This window comes from Opitutus sp. ER46, assembly GCF_003054705.1.
GTDB lineage: Bacteria > Verrucomicrobiota > Verrucomicrobiia > Opitutales > Opitutaceae > ER46.
This window is the reverse complement of sequence record NZ_QAYX01000022.1, coordinates 383,494-401,435: the sequence shown is the minus strand read 5'-3', so window position 1 is coordinate 401,435 and position 17,942 is coordinate 383,494. Positions and strand designations below refer to the sequence as shown.

The window sequence follows — 17,942 nt, the reverse complement described above, 5'->3', positions numbered from 1 at the left end:
GGCGGGTCGCCGCAATCCTGACGCGGTGCGGATCGTTATCGTTGAGGACCATCTGATGTTCCGGGAGGTGCTGCGCAAAGTCTGCGCGGAGGACCTCCGACATGAGGTCGTCGGCGAGGCCGAGGATGGGCTGCAGGCGGTCGAGGTGATCACGCGCACCCAACCTGAGCTGGTCCTGCTGGATCTGCACCTGCCGCGGCTCGACGGGTTCCAGGTCATCGAGCGGATCCGCCAGGTCATCCCCGAGATCGGCGTGCTGGTGCTCTCGTCGCACTGCGACGACTACACGGTGTTCCGTGTGGAACGGGCGGCGGTGCGCGGGTTCGTCGACAAAAACACGAACAGCGTGGCGGCGTTGAAGCAGGCGATCGAGGCGGTGGCGGCGGGGAAGCCCAGCTTCTCGGCCCCGTTCCGGCGGTTGCGCGACCTGCGACACCGCGATCCGAACGCGTTCGACAAGGTGTTGGGCAATCGCGAGTGCACGATCCTCACGCTCGTTGGGCAGTCGTTGCGCGACGTCGAAATCGCCCGGCGGCTGGATATCTCCGAGCAGACGGTCGCGACCCACCGGTTGAACATCGTCCGGAAACTCGGTCTCGAGAACACGACCGAGCTCGTGCGCTACGCGCGCGAACACGGCTTCACACTCGTTGCGCCCCAGGGCGACGGCGCAATGCTCCCTTGAGCAGGCCGACCTCGGCCGGAATCTGGGCCAGGACGGCGGTGAGGCGGGCTTCGTCAGCGCGGCGCGCCGCGTTCTCGAGCTCGGTCGCGGCGTCGACTAGTCGCGTGGCTCCGATCATCCGGGCCTGGCCGAGGAGACGATGCGCCGCGGTGGCCAGCGCCGGCAGATCGGCCTGGGCGTGAGCCTCGTTGATCTCCGCCTCGACGTTTTCCAGGGCGGCGAGAAACCGCTCCACCTGCGTGGAGAGGCCGCCTTCCTTCCCCTCGGCAAGGTACTCGAGGAGGGTCGTGTTGAGGTCGTGATCGGGCGCGCCGGCGGTCGCGTCCATCGTCGGTGCGAGCAGCAGGCGCCGGCCGGCGTCGATGAGCACGCGCCGCAGCTTTTCCGGCGTCAGCGGCTTGCCGATGAAGGCGTCCATCCCGGCCTTGAGGCAGCGAGCACGATCCTCGCGCGTACAGTAGGCGGTGACGGCGAGCAGGACGGAACGCGTGCCGTCGTTCTCCAGTTCGCGGAGGCGCTGGGCAACCTCGGTGCCGTCGAGGTCCGGCAGGTTGCGATCGAGGAGCACGATGTTGTGGCGCTTTTCGCCGAAGAGGCGGATCGCCTCCGCGCCGTCGCGCGCGCGGTCGCAGGTGAGCCCGAGGCGGGCGAGGACGGCGGTGGCGGCCAGGGCGTTGTAGTCGGTGTCCTCGACGAGGAGGACGGTGGCCCGCGGGAGCGCGGCGGGCGTCGCGGCGACGGGCGCCTCGTGGGCGATGATCAGCGGTAGCCGCAGGAAGAAACAGGCGCCGCGTCCCGGTTCGCTCTCGACGCCGACGAGTCCGCCCATGGCGTCGGCGAGCAGCCGGCAGGCGGCGAGACCCAGGCCGGTGCCCGGCGCCTGTTCGCGGCGCGAAGGCAGGCGGGTGAACTTGGTGAACAGCGTGGCCTGCTCGGCGGCACTGATGCCCGGGCCCTCGTCGCTGACGTGGAACTCGACCTCGCCGGGCGCGTTCGCGGCAAGCATCGCGCCGAGGCGGATGTCGCCGCCCGCGTACTTGATCGCGTTGGACAGGTAGTTGACGAGGATCTGCTGGATGCGACCGGCGTCGCCGCGGAGGACGGGCGGCAGTTCCGGATCGGTCTCGATCGCGATGGTGACGTCGCGCTCGGCCGCCTGCGCCTTGAGGGCGGCGACGACGGAGTTCAGGAGCTCCGCCGGGGAATAGGGCCCCGGGCGCAGCTCGATCCGGCCCGCCTCGATGCTGGCAAAGTCGAGCACGTCGTCGACGAGCGACGAGAGGTACGTCGTGCACTCGCGGAGCGTGGCGACCAGGTCGCGTTGCTGGGAATCGAGCCGCGTGTCCTCCAGCGCCAGCGCGAGGCCGACGATGCCGTTGAGCGGGTTGCGAATGTCGTGGCTCATGTTGGCCACGAACATCGTCTTGGCCGCGCTGGCCTCGGCGAGTTCCTCGGTGCGTTCGCGCACCTTCTGCTCGAGCAGTTCGTTGCGGCGCTGGAGCGCCTTCACGCGGAGGCGGAACACGAGGTAGATCGCGGGAAAGAGCGCGGCGAGGGCGAGGACCACGACGGGAGCCGAGCGCCACCATGGCGGCGCGACCTCGAAGGACAACGTGGTCGGCTCGCTGGCGGCGCCGGTCTCCGCGACGGCGCGCACGCGGAAGGTATAGCGGCCATCGCGCAGGGCGGTGAGCTCGCGACGCGAGTCGGGCGCGGCGGGCACCCAGTCGGCGTCCACGCCGTCGATGCGGGTCTGCAGCCGGAGGGAGTTGCGGCGCGCGAACTCGGGCGCGGCAAACTCGAAGTCGACCGCCCGCGTGGTGTAGGGCAGCCGGCCAAACACCGGCGTGAGCGCCTCGCTGTCGAGCGGCCGGGCAAACGCCCGCAGCAGCGGCGCGGCCGGGGGCACGACGACCGGGGTGGCCGCGACGCGATGGCGCAGCACGGCGCGGGTGCCGGCGATCCACAGCACCGTGGCGCCGTCGGCGTCAGTCTCGGTAAAGATGCAGCGCGGGACGCCAATCGTGCTCAGCCCGGGAACCTCGTACGGCACCCAGCGCGCGATGCCGCGATCGATCACGATCTGGGCCACGGCGGCGGCTTGCGACTCGGAGGGCGCGTAGATCAGCCAGCCGGAATCGCCGAGGGAGAAGTCCGACGCGCCGAGGACCGGGCGGGCGGGATGCCGCTGGATCGGGAGGAAGACGTCGGCATCGGCCGGCTTGAACCAGCCCCCCCGTTCGCCGAAGACGATGACGTCGCCGTGGGCGGTGGTGCGAATCCCGGTGCGGGTGCCCGGGTTGGGCAACTGGAAGCTGGCGGGAAGCGGCTGGGCGCGGACGGGGTGGGCGGTCGCGAACGGGGCGAGCAGCACGTGCCCGCGCTCGTTGGCGAGCCACAGCCGGCCCTGGTTGTCCTCTGCGATCCACGTCACGAAGCCGGGAATGTCGGTGACGACCGGATACGAGGAGCCGTCGGGCCGCACCGCGACCACCTGGGATTTCGGATACTCGAGCACGAGCAGTTCGCCGGGGCGCGCGCGGGAGGCGATGGCGGTGGCGGCATCGTTGCGGGAAGTGAGCACGGGCGTGGACGCCCCGGACGGTGAGATCCGCCAAGCTCCGCGGTAACCGCACACCAGCAGGTCGTCGCCCCGGGCCACGATGTCGTGGACGGCGCTGCTCAGGGACGGCATGCGCTCGAACTGCCGCTCGTCGGGCGCGAGCGCGTAGACCCCGCCTGCGTTCGCCAGCATGATGCGACCCATGGCGCGGATGATCCGATACGGGATCTGGGGCGCCAACCGCGCGCGTTCGTCGAAGATGCGCGTGGCGGGGTCGAGGCTGAGGCGCAGCACCTGGGAGGTGGAGGTCACCCACAGGTTGCCCTCGTGGTCGACGAAGAGGGACTTGATGTAGACCGAGGGCAGGCCGTCGGCCTCGCTCAGTGTGCGGTCGAGCGATCCGTCGGCCGCCATGAAAACGATGCCGCCCCAAAGCGTGCCGAAGGCGACGCGCCCGTCCGGCAGGCGCGTGCCGCAGGTGAGCGCAAGTTCGCTGAGACGGCGCGATACCTCGGGGGCGAACGGTTCGGAGCGGCCGGCTTGGTAGCGGACGAGGCCCCTGCCGGTCGCGAACAACCAGCCGCCGCCCGGCAGCGGCTCGAGCCAATGGACGGCGGTCGCCGGATCGCCGATGGCAGCCTGCGCCACGACGAGTTCGGGCCCGTTCGCGCCAAGCCGCAGCAGGCCCGCGTTGCGATCGTGCACGTAGATCTCGTCGCCAACGCGAAACGCGTAAAGCCGGCGGCTGCCCGCCATGCGCCAGGCGTGCAGCTTGGCGCCGTCCCACCGGTAGACCGTGTCCATCGTCAGGAAGACGGCCCCCTGCTTCTCGGCCAGTACCTGGAAGACCGGGCCTTCGGGCGCGGGGTCGAATCCCGCGAGTGCGGGGAGCGGCCGGTAGGACCAGCCGCCGTCGGGCTGGCGTTCGAACCAGCCCACCTCGCCGTCCTGGGCGGCCCAGAGACGTCCGTCGGGTGCGAGATCGATGCCAAAGATCCGCTGCAGCCCGGGCGCGGTGGTCTTCTGCCAGCGCTCGCCATCGAAACTGAAGATGCCGTCCGCGGCGAAGTGAATGACCCCGGTTGGGTCCTGCACTGCGGCATTTGCGGTCACCCCCGAGCCGACTTCCTCGTTGGAGTGAATGGAGAGGAGCGGGTAGCCCGCGCGCGAAACTGCGGCCTCACTTCCAGCCAGGGGGGGCTGGAGCAGCGTGCAGATGCCGATGACGGCGACGCCGAGTGTCTGGAGTGCGCGCAAGGGGCGAAATCATCGCGGATTTTCCCTGATTCGCCAATCCTTTAGGCACCCGGGAACGAGCCGGAAAACCGACGGGAGCGGACGGGGAAAAGGCAGTGGGGTGGAACCTTCTGAATAGGACCTAATTGCGGCAAACCTAGGCGCATTCACGATGGGGCCCTAAACATCATTGCCGAGGGGGGACTACCGGAATTCCGGTAGTATGCCGGATGGTTGGGGCCGGGGTGCGGTGACATGCTGGGAGCGCCATGAAAACCCACACGCGTTTCATACTCGGGCTGGTTTCGGCCCTGCTTCTCACCTGCGGCTTCGTCCGGGCAGCGGAGCGGCTGGACCCAACCAATCTGCCCCAAGGAACGTCCGCGCTGCACGGCATCGCGCCGGACTGCAACGTCGATACGGTGATCTCCTGCGATCTGGCCTAGTGGGACTGTCGTTATGCTGAGCCTCGCCGCGTTCCGGTATCGGAACATCCAGGCAGAGTATGGCGGACCGGTGGCCCGCATTGAAATGGGCGAGCTGCCGGTGCGCGGCCGGACGATGACGCTGGCGAACGCGGCACTGAAGCCGGGGCTCGCGCATCGTCTGCCGACATCGATCTTCAGCAGCACGGCGGATGGCACGGGGGTGCATCTCATGACATCGGTCGCGCGGCACATGGCGGTGTCGGAATGTCTGGAGCGCTGGGCGTTCTCGGCCCTTGTCCGCTCGGAACGCGCGGCGGAGTTCGGCTTCGACGTGGATCCTACATCGACCGGGATGTCCGCGTATCCCGGTCTGTTTGGGGGGCAGGCACGCCGCCGGGCGGTGTTTGAGGCGATCGAGCGCTTTTCCCTGATCTCATGGTGGGACGGACGCGTGGCCGGCCGGCTGTTCGACACGGACTGGCCTGGAGTCTCGGCGGTCGCGATCGACGGCCCCTTCGGGGGCGTGACGGTCGTCACCTTCGCCCGCACCCAGTGGGGTGGATACGTGTACGGCCATGCGGCGGGGGAGTCCTTTTCGGCGGCCTGCGAAAGGTCGGTCATCGAGCTCGCCCGGCACGAATGGGTGATGCGGTCGTGGTGGCTGGGGCAGGTCGCGGGCGAGTCGCGGCCGCCGGCAAATCTGTTTGAGCGGCGCTGTGTCTACTTTGCGACGGCCGACGGTCATGAGGCGTTTCTGCACCACCTGCGGCGCCGGCCCATCCAGCCTCCGGCACGCGTCGAGGTGATTTGCGACCGCGAGATCGAAGGCCCGTGGAGCGATTATGCGACGGTCTGGCGCTTCGCGCTGCGACCGCCGTCGGAGGGCTATCTCCGTGGTGGCGAGAGCTACTTCTTCCTGTAGGAGCCTGTCGGACGTCGTCCGACAGGCTGCCAGGCAGACTGGCTGCGCCCGTTTGGGCCCAGGGATATTTCCCTGGAGGTGCGGCTGCTAGCGGAACGAAACCGAGGCGGCTTCACCTGGCGTCAGCGAGAGTGTGCGCTCGGCGCCGCCGTAACGGACGGTGACGCGTTGACCGCCGACGCTGCGGATCGTCGCCGACGTGAGGCGACCGGCGGACCAGGCAAGTGCGACCTCGAAGCCGCCCCGGGCGCGGAGTCCGCGGACCTCGCCCTCGGCCCAGGCGGAGGGGAGCGCGGGGAGGAGGGTGATTTCGCCGGGGTTGCTCTGGACGAGCAGTTCGGCGATCGCCGCCGTGCCGCCGAAGTTGCCGTCGATCTGGAACGGCGGGTGGGCGTCGAAGAGATTGGCGTACGTGCCGCCGCTCCATTCGCGCTTCAAGGTCTCCGCGGACGCGGGCTTGAGATGCTCGCGCAGGATCTTGTGGGCGCGTTCGCCGTCACCAAGCCGCGACCTGAGCGCGAGTTTGTAGGCGAGACTCCAGCCGGTGCTCGCGTCGCCGCGGGCGTCGAGCGTCTTGCGTGCGGCGGCGGCGAGGTCGGGCGTGGTGCGCGGCGTGATCTCGTGGCCCGGATAGAGTCCCCAGAGGTGGGCAACATGGCGGTGGTGCGGGTCGGCCTCCCTGTACTCCTCGAGCCACTCCATCACGCGGCCGTCGGAACCGATGCGGGTGGGCGCGAGCTTGGCGCTCTTGGCGAGCAGTTCGGCGCGGAACTCCGGATCGACGCCGAGGATCTGGGCGGCCTCGGCGCAGGCGCCGAACAGATAGCGCAGGAGCTGCATGTCGGCGGTGGGCCCGAGGCAGACGTGGGCGGGTTTGCCGTCGGGAAGCAGGAACGCGTTTTCGGGCGAGTTGGACGGTGCGGTGACGAGCCAGCCCTGCTTTGGCTCGGCGATGAGCATGTCGAGGTAGAACAAGGCGGAGCCCTTCAGGATGGGATACGCCCAGGCGAGAAACGTGCGGTCTCCGGTGAAGAGGTAATGGTCCCAGAGGTGCTGGCAGAGCCAGGCGGAGCAGGAGACGGTGGAACCCCAACTCGCGGACTCGCCGGGCGAGGTAAAGCCCCAGGGATTGGCGAGGAGGAAGGAGACCCAGCCGCGCGCATTGTAGTAGGCCTTGGCGGTGCGGGCGCCGGGCTCCTGGAGCGACGCGATGAGCGCGAAGAGCGGGTCGGCGAGTTCGGAGAGATTACAGACCTCGGCTGGCCAGTAGTTCATCTGAACGTTGATGTTGGCGTGCCAGTCGCAGTTCCACGGGGTCTGGATGCCCTCGGCCCAGATCCCCTGCAGGTTGGCGGGCAGGCCGCCGGGGCGGGAGGACGAGATGAGGAGGTAGCGGCCGAAGTTGAAGTAGAGTGTCGCGAGCGCGGGGTCGGCGTTGCCGGCGTAGAAATGGCTCAACCGCTCGGGGGTGGTGCGGCTCGCGGCGGCGGCATCGGCGGCGCCGAGGCGCAGCGACACGCGATCGAAGAGAGCCTGGTAATCGGCGACGTGGGCGCGGTGCAGCTCGGCGAACGACAGGGCGGAAGCGGCGCGCAGGTCGGCGGCGGCGGTGGCGCGGGCGTCCTCGACGCGACGTCCGGCGAACGTGCGGATGTCGGTGGCGGCGGTGACGAACACGAGGACCTCGTCGGCGTCGCGCACCTGGATGACCTTATCGACGACGGCGACCTTGCCGCCGCGCGACACGATGCGCAGTTGGGCGGCGTAGCGGACGCCGGAATTGTCGCCGCGGCCATCATTGAGCTGGCCGGTCATGCGGAGCCCGTCGGAGTCGACCGCCTCGATTCCGAAACGTTCGGGGCGGGAGAGCCGGGCGTCGAAGGAGAGGCGACCAGACGCGCTGGCGGTGAGGCGCAGGACGATCGCCTCGGCGGGCTTGCTGACGAAGACCTCGCGGGTGAAGCGCACGCCGTTCTGCGTGTAGGTGAGGCGCCCGGTGGCTTCGGCGAGGTCGAGTTCGCGACGGTAGTCGGAGACGGGGGCGTCGGCGCCGAGGAAGGTGAGCTTGAGATCGCCGAGCGTCTGGTAGCAGCCGAACGGCACGTTGGCGCCGCCGCCGTGGCCGGAGCCCTTGCCGGCGCAGGTGAAGTTGGCGTTGACGAGCGCCTCGGCCTCGGCGTTGCGGCCCTCGAGCAGGAGCCGACGAATCTCGGGCAGGGCGGCGGCGGCGTCCTTGCGATCCGCGTCCTGGGGAGAGCCGGACCACATGCCCTGCTCGTTCAGGAGAATGCGCTCCTCGACGATGCCGCCGTAGAGCGAGGCGCCGAGGCGGCCGTTGCCGAGCGGAGTGGCCTCGAAAAGCTGCTTGGCGGGTTGGTCGAGCCAGACGTACCGCGACTCAGCGGCGGGCGGGGCGGCGCGGAGGAGAGCGAGTGACGAGAGGGCGAGGGTGAGAGCGAAAACGGGGCGGAGAGGGCTCGGTCGCATAGGGCGGGGTGACGGTTCAGAGGTGGCAGTCGCGGGCGAGGCGCTGGGGTGAAAGGGCACGAGCTTGGGCGCGCAGATCGGGTGCCACAAGTCACAAGCCGCGACGAGGCAGCCACAGGAGGGATCTCGCTGCCATGGCATGAACCACGGAGACACGGCTTGGGTAATTGAACCACGGAGACACGGAGGGCACGGAGAAGACCGGGTGAAACGGGCGGGACGGGCGGGACACAGAGGGCACGGAGGCCGGAGGAGGGGCACGGAGAGCCGGCGTCTCGGCCCAAATCCTTCTCTTACTCGTACTCTTTCTCTTACTCTCGATCGGTTGGCCAATAGGTGGCTTCAGTCCAGGTCGAAGAACCTGGATCCAGTATCTCGTGTGATATGAACCACGGAGGCACGAGGGCGCCGAGAAGGCCCGCATCGGGCGGCGGTCGGAGGACAGCCGAACTGTCAAGTGATGTTTGGAATTGGCGACAACGGTCGGCGCCGCCTTTCTGCTGCGCGTTCCCCCGTTTCTGAGAGCGCCGATTTTCCCCCGGCGGCTCCTGTTCTCACCCCAACCCTGCCTGTGACCGCGTCGACGTCGCCTTGATGTCGGCTGGCCACTGGCGAACCCACATACCCATGAAACGTCAGTCCACCCTGATGGCGTGGTCGCGCCTCCACGCCACGCTTGCTGCGAGCCTGGCCGTGTTGGTCGCGTCCTTACTGCCGGCGCAAACCGCGCCGGCGCCTGTCGATCCCGCCACGCTGGCGCGCTTCGACCGCAACGGAGATGGCGTGCTCGATCCCGACGAAGCCGCCGCGATGCGCGCCGCGGAACCCTCCGCGCCGCCGACCGCGCCGACGCGCGCGGCGAGCGCCAGCTCCGAGAGCGACAATGTCATCCAACTGTCGCCGTTCGAAGTCTCCGGCAGCGGCGACCGGGGCTACTTCGCGTCCAACACGATGTCGGGCACGCGGCTCAACTCGAAGCTCGAGGACCTGGGCGCCTCGATCTCGGTCGTGACGAAGCAGCAGATGCAGGACCTCGCGCTGCTGGATGTGAACGACATCTTCCTCTACGAGGCGAACACCGAGGGCACGGGCAACTACACCGACTACACGATCGATCGGAACGGCAACGTGATCGACAACGTCGCGGGCAACCCGAACAACGCGAACCGGATCCGCGGCATCACCTCGGCCAACCAGGCACGCGGCAACTTCGGGCTCAGCGGCCGCGTGCCAATCGACCCAATCAACATCGACGCGCTGGAAATCACGCGCGGGCCGAACTCGTCGATCTTCGGTCTCGGCAACGCGTCGGGGACGGTGAACGTCCTGCCGGCCCGGGCCAACCTGCGTCGCGACAGCTCCACCGTCGAGTTGCGCGGCGACAGCTACGGTGGCGCGCGCGCCTCGATCGACCTCAACCGCGTGGTCAAGCGCGACGCCCTGGCGGTGCGGGCGAGCGCCGTGTTCCAGAACGACCACTTCCAGCGCAAGCCCTCGTACGCGCAGTCGGAGCGGTACAACGGCATGATCACGTGGCAGCCCTACAAGGAGACCACGATCCGCGGCTGGGTGGAGTACTACGAAAACCTGGCGCGCCGGCCCAACGCCGTGCTGCCGCGTGACGGCGTCACCTACTGGCAGCAGAACGGCCGGCCCACCTGGGATCCCTCGACCTGGACGGTGACCCGCAACGGCGTGAAGACGGTGGTGCCCTACAATGCCAACCAGGGTACCGAGACCGCTGCGCTCGGGCCGGGCCTCGAGTCCGGCGGCACGGCGCTTTACGCCCGCCCGAGCATGTTTGTGGAGCCGGATGGCAGCATCCCGCTGTGGATGGTGGGGCGGCTGAGTTCGACCGATCCAACCACCGGCGCGCCGACGCCCGACCGGCAGCAGGGCAACCAGCGCTTCGTCGAGAGCGCGCCGGAGCCGCGCGTCGGGCCGCTGGCGCAGACGATCCTGAGCCTGAACGACCGTTCGCTCTACGACTGGCAGGACGTGAACATTGCCGCGCCCAACTGGAGCCGGGACCGCGTGCGCACGTTCAACGTGGAGCTCGAGCAGTTCTTCGTGCGGACGCCGCGGCATGTGCTCGCATTCCAAGGCGGCTGGTTGCGCGAGGAGGCCGATCGTTACAGCCGGCAGTTCGTCGGGCAGAGCTCGGAGAGCCCCATGCTCGTGTACATCGACGTGAACGAGAAGCTGCTCGACGGCCGGGCGAACCCGTTCTTCCTGCGCCCGTACATCAACGCCACCGAGCCCACGCTGCGGCGCGACCCGTTCCTGCGCGACAGCTTCAAAGGCCAGCTCGCGTATCAGCTGAACCTGACCCGGGAGAAGAACTGGGTGCGGTGGCTGGGCGACCACGCGTTCTCCGCGTACGGCGAGTACAAGAACACGCAGTCGGCCAGCTACCGGTTCCGCGACGCCGTCATCTCCAACCACGCCTGGCTCCCCGCCGGCGCCAATCGCGCGAACGGCACCACCGCGGCGCGCGGGTACTACCGCTATTACCTGGGCGACCGGCAGGGCGACAACGTCGACTACGCGCCGCCGGCCTGGCAGTCCTCCGCCGGCACGTATGCGCTGAACTGGTACAACGCGGTCACGCAGCAGTGGGTGAGCGAGCCGGCGACGATCGGCGAGGCCTACTACGCGCCCGGCGCCGGCACGCAGCGCTCGCGCAACATCATCAAGACGACCGGCGCGGTGATGCAGAACCACCTCCTCGACGACCGCATCGTGACGACCGCCGGCGTGCGCCGGGACTCCAACCTGAACCGGCTCTCGACCGGGACTCCGGTTGCGCCCGACGGCATCACCGCGGATCTCGTGGCGAACCGCACGTGGCTGGAGGATTGGCTGCGGCGCGACGGCCGGACGAAGACCTACGGCGTGGTGGTGAAGCCGCTCCGGAACTTCAAGTGGGTCGATGCGCGGGCCGCGCGCGGCGGGGTCGGCGGATTCCTGGCCGACGCGGCGCGTTCGCTGACGCTGCATTACAACCGCTCGGACAGCTTCCTGCCGGAGATCGTCGCCCAGAACCTCGTGGGCGAGCTGCTGCCGGACCCGCACGGCAAAGGCAAAGACTACGGCTTTGCGATCAGCTTGCTCGGCGACAACCGGCTCGTGCTGCGGTACAACCAGTACGAGAGCACGCAGGAGGAGTCGCGGGCCGGGGAGAGCGGCACGATTGCGTCACGCGCCGCGCGCATCGACTTCAGCAACACCACCGGCGGCAGCGACCGGTTCAACCTGTACCGCAATGCGCGCGAGTGGGTGACGCAGGCGAATCCGACCTGGACGAACGACCAGGTGGAGGCGGAGGTGGCGCGGCAGATGGGCTTCCCGGTGGGGCAGCTGGCGCGGATGAACGCGTACCGGATCAGCGACACCTCGGACGTCGTGTCGAAGGGCAAGGAGATCGAGCTCAACTACAACCCCACGCCCAACCTGCGGGCGAAGATGACGGTGACGCAGCAGCAGACGATCGACCTGAACCTCTCGCCGGCGATTCAGCGGTACATCGATTCGCGCATGGCGGTGTGGCAGAGCATCATTGATCCCCGCAGCAACACGCCGTGGTTCACGACGCGTTACGGCAGCGGCGGCACGGCGAGCGACTTCCTGATCGGGTCGGTGCTGGCGCCGTACAAGCTGGCGCGGGCGAACGAGGGGAAGACGAAGTCGCAGGTCCGGCAGTGGCGCGTGAACGCCCTCGGGACGCTGCAGCTCGCGGCGCTCTCGGACAACCGGTACCTGAAGCGCACGGCGGTGACGGCGGCCGTGCGCTGGGAGGACAAGGGCTCGATCGGCTATTACGCGATGGCGGACGACCCGAACTCGTTTGATCCGAACCGGGCGATCTTCGACTCGGGGCACACGTATTTCGATTTCGGCGCGAGCTACGCCACCAAGCTCTTCCGGAACCGGGTCTCGATGCGCGTGCAGTTGAACGTGCGCAACGCCTTTGAAGGCGGTCGGCTGCAGCCGATCGGCGCGCTGCCCGACGGTCGGATCCACTCGTATCGAATCATCGACCCGCGCCTCTTCGTGCTGACGACGTCCTTCAGCTTGTAGGCGTCCGTGGCGGGTCGGGCGCTGGCCGCCCGACCCTGCGGGACCGAGACGACGCAACCGAAATCAGGCAGGACACAGAGGCCACCGAGGTCGGAGGGAGGGGCGCGGAGACCCCGCGTCCGGCGATCTTTCTCTTACTCGTACTCTTCCTCTTTCTCTCGATTAGCCGACCGGCCAATGGGTGCCTCAACGCGCGGACGCAGGCTCTCCGTTACCTCCCTTATCTCCTGTGAAAATGCCTTGGATTCCGTGGCTCGGATCGATCGACAGCGCTCGATCTTACAGGAGGCAACAGAGGTAAGGGAGGGTTCACACAGCGTAGTGACCTCTCCCGATGCTGTCTCCGCGCGGAGGGGGGGGCCTTACGCCAAGCGACAGGCTGAAAATTCGGTACAAGTCATCCCTTGCCTTGCGTCTTCCGGCAGAGAGTGTCGGGAGCGCAGAAAGCCATGAATGCTCCGTTTGCCCCGACGCTCAGGCGCAGCTAACGCTATAGCGGAACCATGATCCGGCTCATCGTTAACCTCGCGATGCTTGTCATCGGCATAGCTGGATTCTGCGCGGGGATATATTTCCGCAATGTCCGGCGTGACGTTGGCGAGTGCCTTGCACCGCAGTCGCCGCCTGCCCCGAGTGCCGCGGCGGGGCGGGACTATTCGGCTGAGCTGTTCGCACGACCGGCGACGGCGGCGCCGGCAACGTTGCCGCCTCCTGACCTGGCGCACATGCCGCCAGTCAAGGAGTGGAACCAGGCCTACACGCGGCTCCGATTCTACGGTTGGCTCGAGCGTTCAAACCTGGACCCGGAGAAGCGTACCCGGGTGGAGGCGATATTGCAGAGCCACGCCGCGACGGTTCGCAGTCTGGACATGGAGTTCAGAGGCGACGGAAGGCATGAACATCGTCGTAAGCTCACCGGGCAACTTACGGATGCGATGCGCCCGGTGCTCGACGGCGGCGAGTTGGCGGGATTTCAGCAGAATCTCGCTTTGGAGGAAGTTGACCGAGTCATGAATGACCTCGGCGCCGCCCTATATAGCCAAGAAGCCCCTCTGACCCCGGAACAATCCAGGCGCCTCACGGCCGTGATTTGCGAGAGTCGGACTCCGGCAGACCGCGCCGCGCCCGTGCTCGAGTTGTCGGCTACAGACTGGGACGCGGTGCTTGAGAAGGCGGCCTTGTTCCTGTCGAGTCAGCAGCTGGAGGCGGTGCGCGCCCTGGCGACCCAGCGGCAATTCATGCTCCGGTTCGAGGCGATCTCCGGCTTCTCCTATCGCCGAGCGCTTCCTGGTTTGTGAAAACACGCACTCTTTTCACCGCCGCTTCGGTCGTCATCCTGCTGCTGGGGCTCGGATTTGCGTGGCGCGAATGGTCCGCCCTGGCCTCCTGCCTAGCGCCGCCGTCCGGACCGACGTCCGCTCTGCGCTCGCCCCCGGCCGTTCGGACCAAGTCGACGCTGGAGACGAGTACCCTGCCGGCGGCTGCGGCGCGTGCGGCAGCGTCGGCCGGGCCTCAGACAATGGGGTCAGCGGGTGGGCCGCGTCTGCAGCCGCCGAAAATTTTGACGGACGCGCAAGCGTTGGCGCGGGGCGCCACCGATCCGGCGTTCACCGCCAGCTACCTGCGTGCCTATCGCGCCGGGGTGCGCCAGGAGTACTGGGATTTCCTGCGGCAACGCGGCGCGACCGAGGAGCAGGTGCAGGGGGTCATCGAGATCATGGCGAAGTGGAAGGAGGCGGCCCTTGACGCCCGTGCAGCCGCGAGCGCTGACCAGACGGCAATGGCAGCCGCCGAAATCAAGGCCTCGGATGCACGGAGTCTCGAGACGCGCGATGCGGCGCTGCGCGCTCTGTTGGGACCAGACGCAGTCGGGCAATTGGAGGGCTATGACGGAACGAAGCGGCAGCGTATCCTGGTGGCCGATATCGCGGCGCCTGCGTTTGCCATTGGCGAACCGTTGTCAGGCGCGCAGTCGCGCGAATTGGTGAGGCTCATCTCTTCTTCAAACCTTGGGATCCGGCGCGAGGGCGCGGCGTACGTTGGTCCGACCGATTCGGAATACGACGCGCTCTTCAGCCGGGCCTCCGCGTTCCTGACCCCGAATCAGGTGGCGGTGATGCGCGAGATCCTGGTGAAACAGCGCGAAGATCTCGCGCGACTGACGCGCTGACGCTTCGGGATAGACCGGTGGTAGGAACCACGGAGACACGGAGGGCCCGGAGAAGACCGGCCAGGACGAGCAGGACACCGAGGGCAGGGAGGTTGGAAGGAGGGTCACGGAGAGTCGGCGCCTCGGCCCAAATCTTTCTCTTACTCGTACTCTTTCTCTTACTCTCGATCGGCTGGCCGGTGGGAGGTCCTCGGCCGCGGTTGCGGCATCTGAAAACACCGCTGCTCGGGTAATTGAACCACGGAGACACGGAGGGCCCGGAGAAAACCGGGCAGGACGAGCAGGACACGGAGGGCAAGGAGGTCGGAGGAGGAGCACGGAGGCCGGCGCTTCCGGCCCAAATCTTTCTCTTGCTCGTACTCTTTCTCTTTCTCTCGACCTACCGGCTGGGCAATGGGTGCCTTCACGCCCTGCTCGCCGACTCTCCGTTGCCTTCCGTTATCTCCTGTGAAGATGCCTTGGACTCCATGGTTCGGTTCGACCGACCGCGATCGATTTTGCAGGAGGCAACGGAGGTAAAGGAGGGTTCAAACAGCGTAGTGAACCTCTTCCGATGCTGTTTCCGACGGAGGAGGCGGCTGACGCCAAGCGACAGGCTGAGAATTCGGTGCAAGTCATCCCTTGCGCTGATCGTGCTCAGTTCGAGGCGGCGGTGTGCCCATGCCCAACGGTGACAAGGGAAGGTTTGTGAGCGCAGAAGCGTGCAATATAGAACAAATGACTTGAAAAACGAATTCTTTCAGGCAAATTAACTGCACACACACGAACTGCCGCTTCTACTCGGTGTAGTATGTGTCGTGCGCCCCTCTTCTGCATAGCCGCGCAATCTCGTGCGAAAATGCTCTCGAGGGTAATTGGAAACACCTACCCCTCCCTATATGCTGAGGTTGTTGATCTGTTTCGTTTTCGTTGTCATACCGTACTTCGGTTTCGCGCAAACCCCTCAACAACCAGGACTCACCGTCGCCCGTCCATCAATACCGGTTGGATGGAAGGCCGGTAGGCCCCAGCCCGTTTCGCAGACTGGGACGCTTATATTTGCCAATCAGACGGATGCACCGAAAACGTTGACATTGAACGGGAGCTTCAACAGTAATGCGTTCCCAGGCTCAGTGGGCGGGTATGTTTCAATTTCCACCGTGACAAGCACGGGCTCGGTGACGTTTACGACGGGAGGAAATTCAATAACATTGCAGCCGAACGTAACCGCAAACATCAATTTCACGAGTTCCGGATCGCTCTTAGCTGCTAGCCCTATGCAAGGAGCATATGTCACTGGGACAGTGGAGTTTAGTGATGGGACATCGGGCGGCGGCGCTCCAGCAGCAGCGACGCTCTTGAATCAGCAAGTTGAACAAACCGACAGAGGGCCCTCTGATGCGACGGGGCATTAAGTTTGGTGGTATTATTGTCGTGGTACTAATGATTGCCGGCTGGCTCGTGCATAGCCGGCAGTCATTGAGCATTCGCAAATCGGGGGAGCAGCTAGCTTTAGTCCAGCCACGGCAGAATTTGGATTCAGAAAAGAAGACGAGGGACCGACGAGTCGCGGATGAAGTGGAACGAATCGCGGAGTCAGTGAAGATCGCGCCCAAGCCAACTGCGGGGACGTCGGAATGGACTGCAACACGGTGGCTGGAGTTGTATATTCAAGGTGCTATAGAGTCACGTCCCCAGCTTGGCTTCAGTCATGAAGAGATGCGGATCGTCGCAGATACGTTTTGTACCTATCAGTTAATACGCGCTGCCTACGAGAAGGATCTTGTCCAAGAAGTGTCTTTCGATGGGACAAAGTTGGTCCTAAGTATACCTCCTTATCCGGAGGCTGGCCGAAAATTACGTGACATGTATTATTCCGAGTTGGATAATCGGTTAGGTAAGGAACGATCGCGTCTTCTCGACGACTTCCTAGGCACCGAGCTGGACGATCGGTTTCTAGGGTTTGGAATCACTCATCAGACTATAGAGGTTACCCCCATCCCGAATAGTGGCGGGTTGGTTCAGGTCGTCAGAAATGCCGTAAGCGACCCAAGGTATACAACGTGGGGGGAAAAGAAGAACTCTTTCGGTGGTTCGCTGACAAGTCCGACGCTTAGACCAAGCGAACGTGACTGGGGAGAATACCAGGGGATTGCCGCGGCAGTTCGAAAGCATTTCCGGTGAGCACACGGTTGTTACTGGTTTCTTGATAGTCCTTCTGGTTCTTCGGTGAGGTCCGCCGCAGTTGCGGCATATCGACGAAAACACGGCGCGACTAAAGTACGGAGTTGGGGTTGGTGCCTACGCGCCGTCTCCGGAGCAGGCGTTCTGACCCCGTACGGAGGGACTGGGTGTTGGCGCGCTCGGTTTCTGGGAGGGTGAGGCTTTCGCGCTCAGACAGCGGGCCCGCGTCCGGTCTGGCGCGAAGTGCTGATCCAGTTTCTCCGCGAGCTTAGGTTCAATGGCTGCTTGTGGCTTCGACGGCGGTGCGAGCCGGGGCCTTGGGGGATTCAATCGACAGGGTCTTCGATTCCCTGACGCGTTCGTCCTTATCGAAGTCGACCCGGACGGAGATCGTATTCCCATCAAACGCACCTTCGATCGGGGTTCCAACGGCTTCCCAGAGTCCAATGGTAAACAGGTCCGCGGTGCCGTGGAACAAGGGTAAGCGTAGCTTTGGGTGCCTCGTAAGTACGAGAGCTACGGCTGGCGTGCGATTGGGAGTCTCGTACGTACGAGACCTACGATCAGGCGCGCTTCCAGCGTGAAGGCAGGAGCGGGAGCAAGTCGTCGCCCGTGGTCATGGCCGGAAGCCGCTGGAGGACGTCGCTGAGATAGGCGTGCGGATCGATTCCCCGGCGCTCGCAACTGACAACGAGTGAGTAGATGACCGCCGCGCGGTCGCCGGCATCGGGGTGGCCAATGAAGAGCCAGTTCTTCGCGCCGAGCTTGCTCGGCCGGATGGCGTTTTCGATCGAGTTCGTATCGAGCCGGGTGCGGCTGTAGCGCAGGTGCGCAGTAAGCGGTTCCCAGTGACCGAGAAGGTAGGCACAGGCCTCACCCAGTCCCGACTTGGGCAGAACGCGCGCTTGCAATGCCGTGACGAGCTGCCGCAGTCGCGCGAGCGGCCGCGCAAAGTGCGTCTCGCGAAGGGCGGCACGTTTGTCGCCAACTTCGTTGCTATCCCACTGCTTCTCCAAGGCGTAGAGCTGCCCGATCAGGCGCAGCACACGCTCCACCGTCTTCGGCCGCTCCGACATCGCGTCAAAAAACCGGCGGCGCGCATGCGCCCAGCAACCAAGCCAGACCACGCCGGCGTGCGTGCGCACGTACGCTGGGTAGTCGGGTAAGGGCGCGCCATTGCTGGCGCGTCCTCCCCTCAGAACCGGACT

At 66.2% G+C, this 17,942-nt stretch carries 9 protein-coding genes; 6 read left to right on the top strand and 3 right to left on the bottom strand.

Annotation, left to right across the window (positions count from 1 at the left end):
• Positions 1 to 25: 25 nt before the first annotated feature.
• Entirely contained in the window at positions 26 to 685 is a 660-nt protein-coding gene (locus DB354_RS11970) for a response regulator transcription factor (protein ID WP_233256625.1), read from the top strand.
• On the opposite strand, the gene DB354_RS11965 is transcribed toward DB354_RS11970, so the two are convergent.
• Positions 642 to 4,505 (bottom strand): hybrid sensor histidine kinase/response regulator, encoded by a 3,864-nt coding sequence (locus tag DB354_RS11965; RefSeq protein WP_107835852.1) that lies wholly within the window; start codon positions 4,503 to 4,505, stop codon positions 642 to 644. The two genes, DB354_RS11970 and DB354_RS11965, sit on opposite strands and share 44 nt — an antisense overlap.
• Before the next feature lie 248 nt (positions 4,506 to 4,753).
• On the opposite strand from DB354_RS11965, the gene DB354_RS22330 reads away from it, so the two are divergent.
• Together DB354_RS22330 and DB354_RS11960 are read left to right on the top strand one after the other, a co-directional pair.
• Positions 4,754 to 4,930: a hypothetical protein gene (locus DB354_RS22330; protein ID WP_158277500.1), complete on the top strand. Its 177-nt coding sequence runs from the start codon at positions 4,754 to 4,756 to the stop codon at positions 4,928 to 4,930.
• Between the two features lie 13 nt (positions 4,931 to 4,943).
• Entirely contained in the window at positions 4,944 to 5,834 is an 891-nt protein-coding gene (locus DB354_RS11960) for a hypothetical protein (protein WP_107835851.1), read from the top strand.
• Between the two features lie 87 nt (positions 5,835 to 5,921).
• Here the strand turns inward: DB354_RS11960 and DB354_RS11955 are convergent, their stop codons facing one another.
• Positions 5,922 to 8,321, bottom strand: coding sequence for a glycoside hydrolase family 95 protein (locus tag DB354_RS11955; RefSeq protein WP_107835850.1), 2,400 nt, complete (start codon positions 8,319 to 8,321; stop codon positions 5,922 to 5,924).
• A gap of 627 nt (positions 8,322 to 8,948) precedes the next feature.
• On the opposite strand from DB354_RS11955, the gene DB354_RS11950 reads away from it, so the two are divergent.
• The 3 genes from DB354_RS11950 to DB354_RS11940 all read left to right on the top strand — a co-directional run bounded on the left by DB354_RS11950 (position 8,949) and on the right by DB354_RS11940 (position 14,571).
• Positions 8,949 to 12,401 carry a TonB-dependent receptor plug domain-containing protein gene (locus DB354_RS11950; protein ID WP_146180210.1) on the top strand — a complete coding sequence of 1,151 codons (3,453 nt, stop codon included), beginning with the start codon at positions 8,949 to 8,951 and terminating at the stop codon, positions 12,399 to 12,401.
• Between the two features lie 503 nt (positions 12,402 to 12,904).
• Positions 12,905 to 13,699 (top strand): hypothetical protein, encoded by a 795-nt coding sequence (locus tag DB354_RS11945; RefSeq protein ID WP_107835848.1) that lies wholly within the window; start codon positions 12,905 to 12,907, stop codon positions 13,697 to 13,699.
• Complete coding sequence (locus tag DB354_RS11940; protein WP_146180209.1) at positions 13,696 to 14,571, top strand: hypothetical protein; 876 nt, start codon at positions 13,696 to 13,698, stop codon at positions 14,569 to 14,571. The genes DB354_RS11945 and DB354_RS11940 overlap by 4 nt, the downstream gene beginning before the upstream one ends.
• A gap of 2,726 nt (positions 14,572 to 17,297) precedes the next feature.
• Here DB354_RS11940 and DB354_RS11930 read toward each other — a convergent pair.
• Entirely contained in the window at positions 17,298 to 17,879 is a 582-nt protein-coding gene (locus DB354_RS11930) for a transposase (protein WP_107835845.1), read from the bottom strand.
• Positions 17,880 to 17,942: the final 63 nt, after the last annotated feature.

Bases quoted from the DNA above. Each gene is read 5' to 3' on its own strand.
- DB354_RS11950 (WP_146180210.1), top strand. From the start codon at position 8,949: ATGAAACGTCAGTCCACCCTGATGGCGTGGTCGCGCCTCCACGCCACG.
- DB354_RS11960 (WP_107835851.1), top strand. From the start codon at position 4,944: ATGCTGAGCCTCGCCGCGTTCCGGTATCGGAACATCCAGGCAGAGTAT.
- DB354_RS11945 (WP_107835848.1), top strand. From the start codon at position 12,905: ATGATCCGGCTCATCGTTAACCTCGCGATGCTTGTCATCGGCATAGCT.
- DB354_RS11955 (WP_107835850.1), bottom strand. From the start codon at position 8,321: ATGCGACCGAGCCCTCTCCGCCCCGTTTTCGCTCTCACCCTCGCCCTC.
- DB354_RS22330 (WP_158277500.1), top strand. From the start codon at position 4,754: ATGAAAACCCACACGCGTTTCATACTCGGGCTGGTTTCGGCCCTGCTT.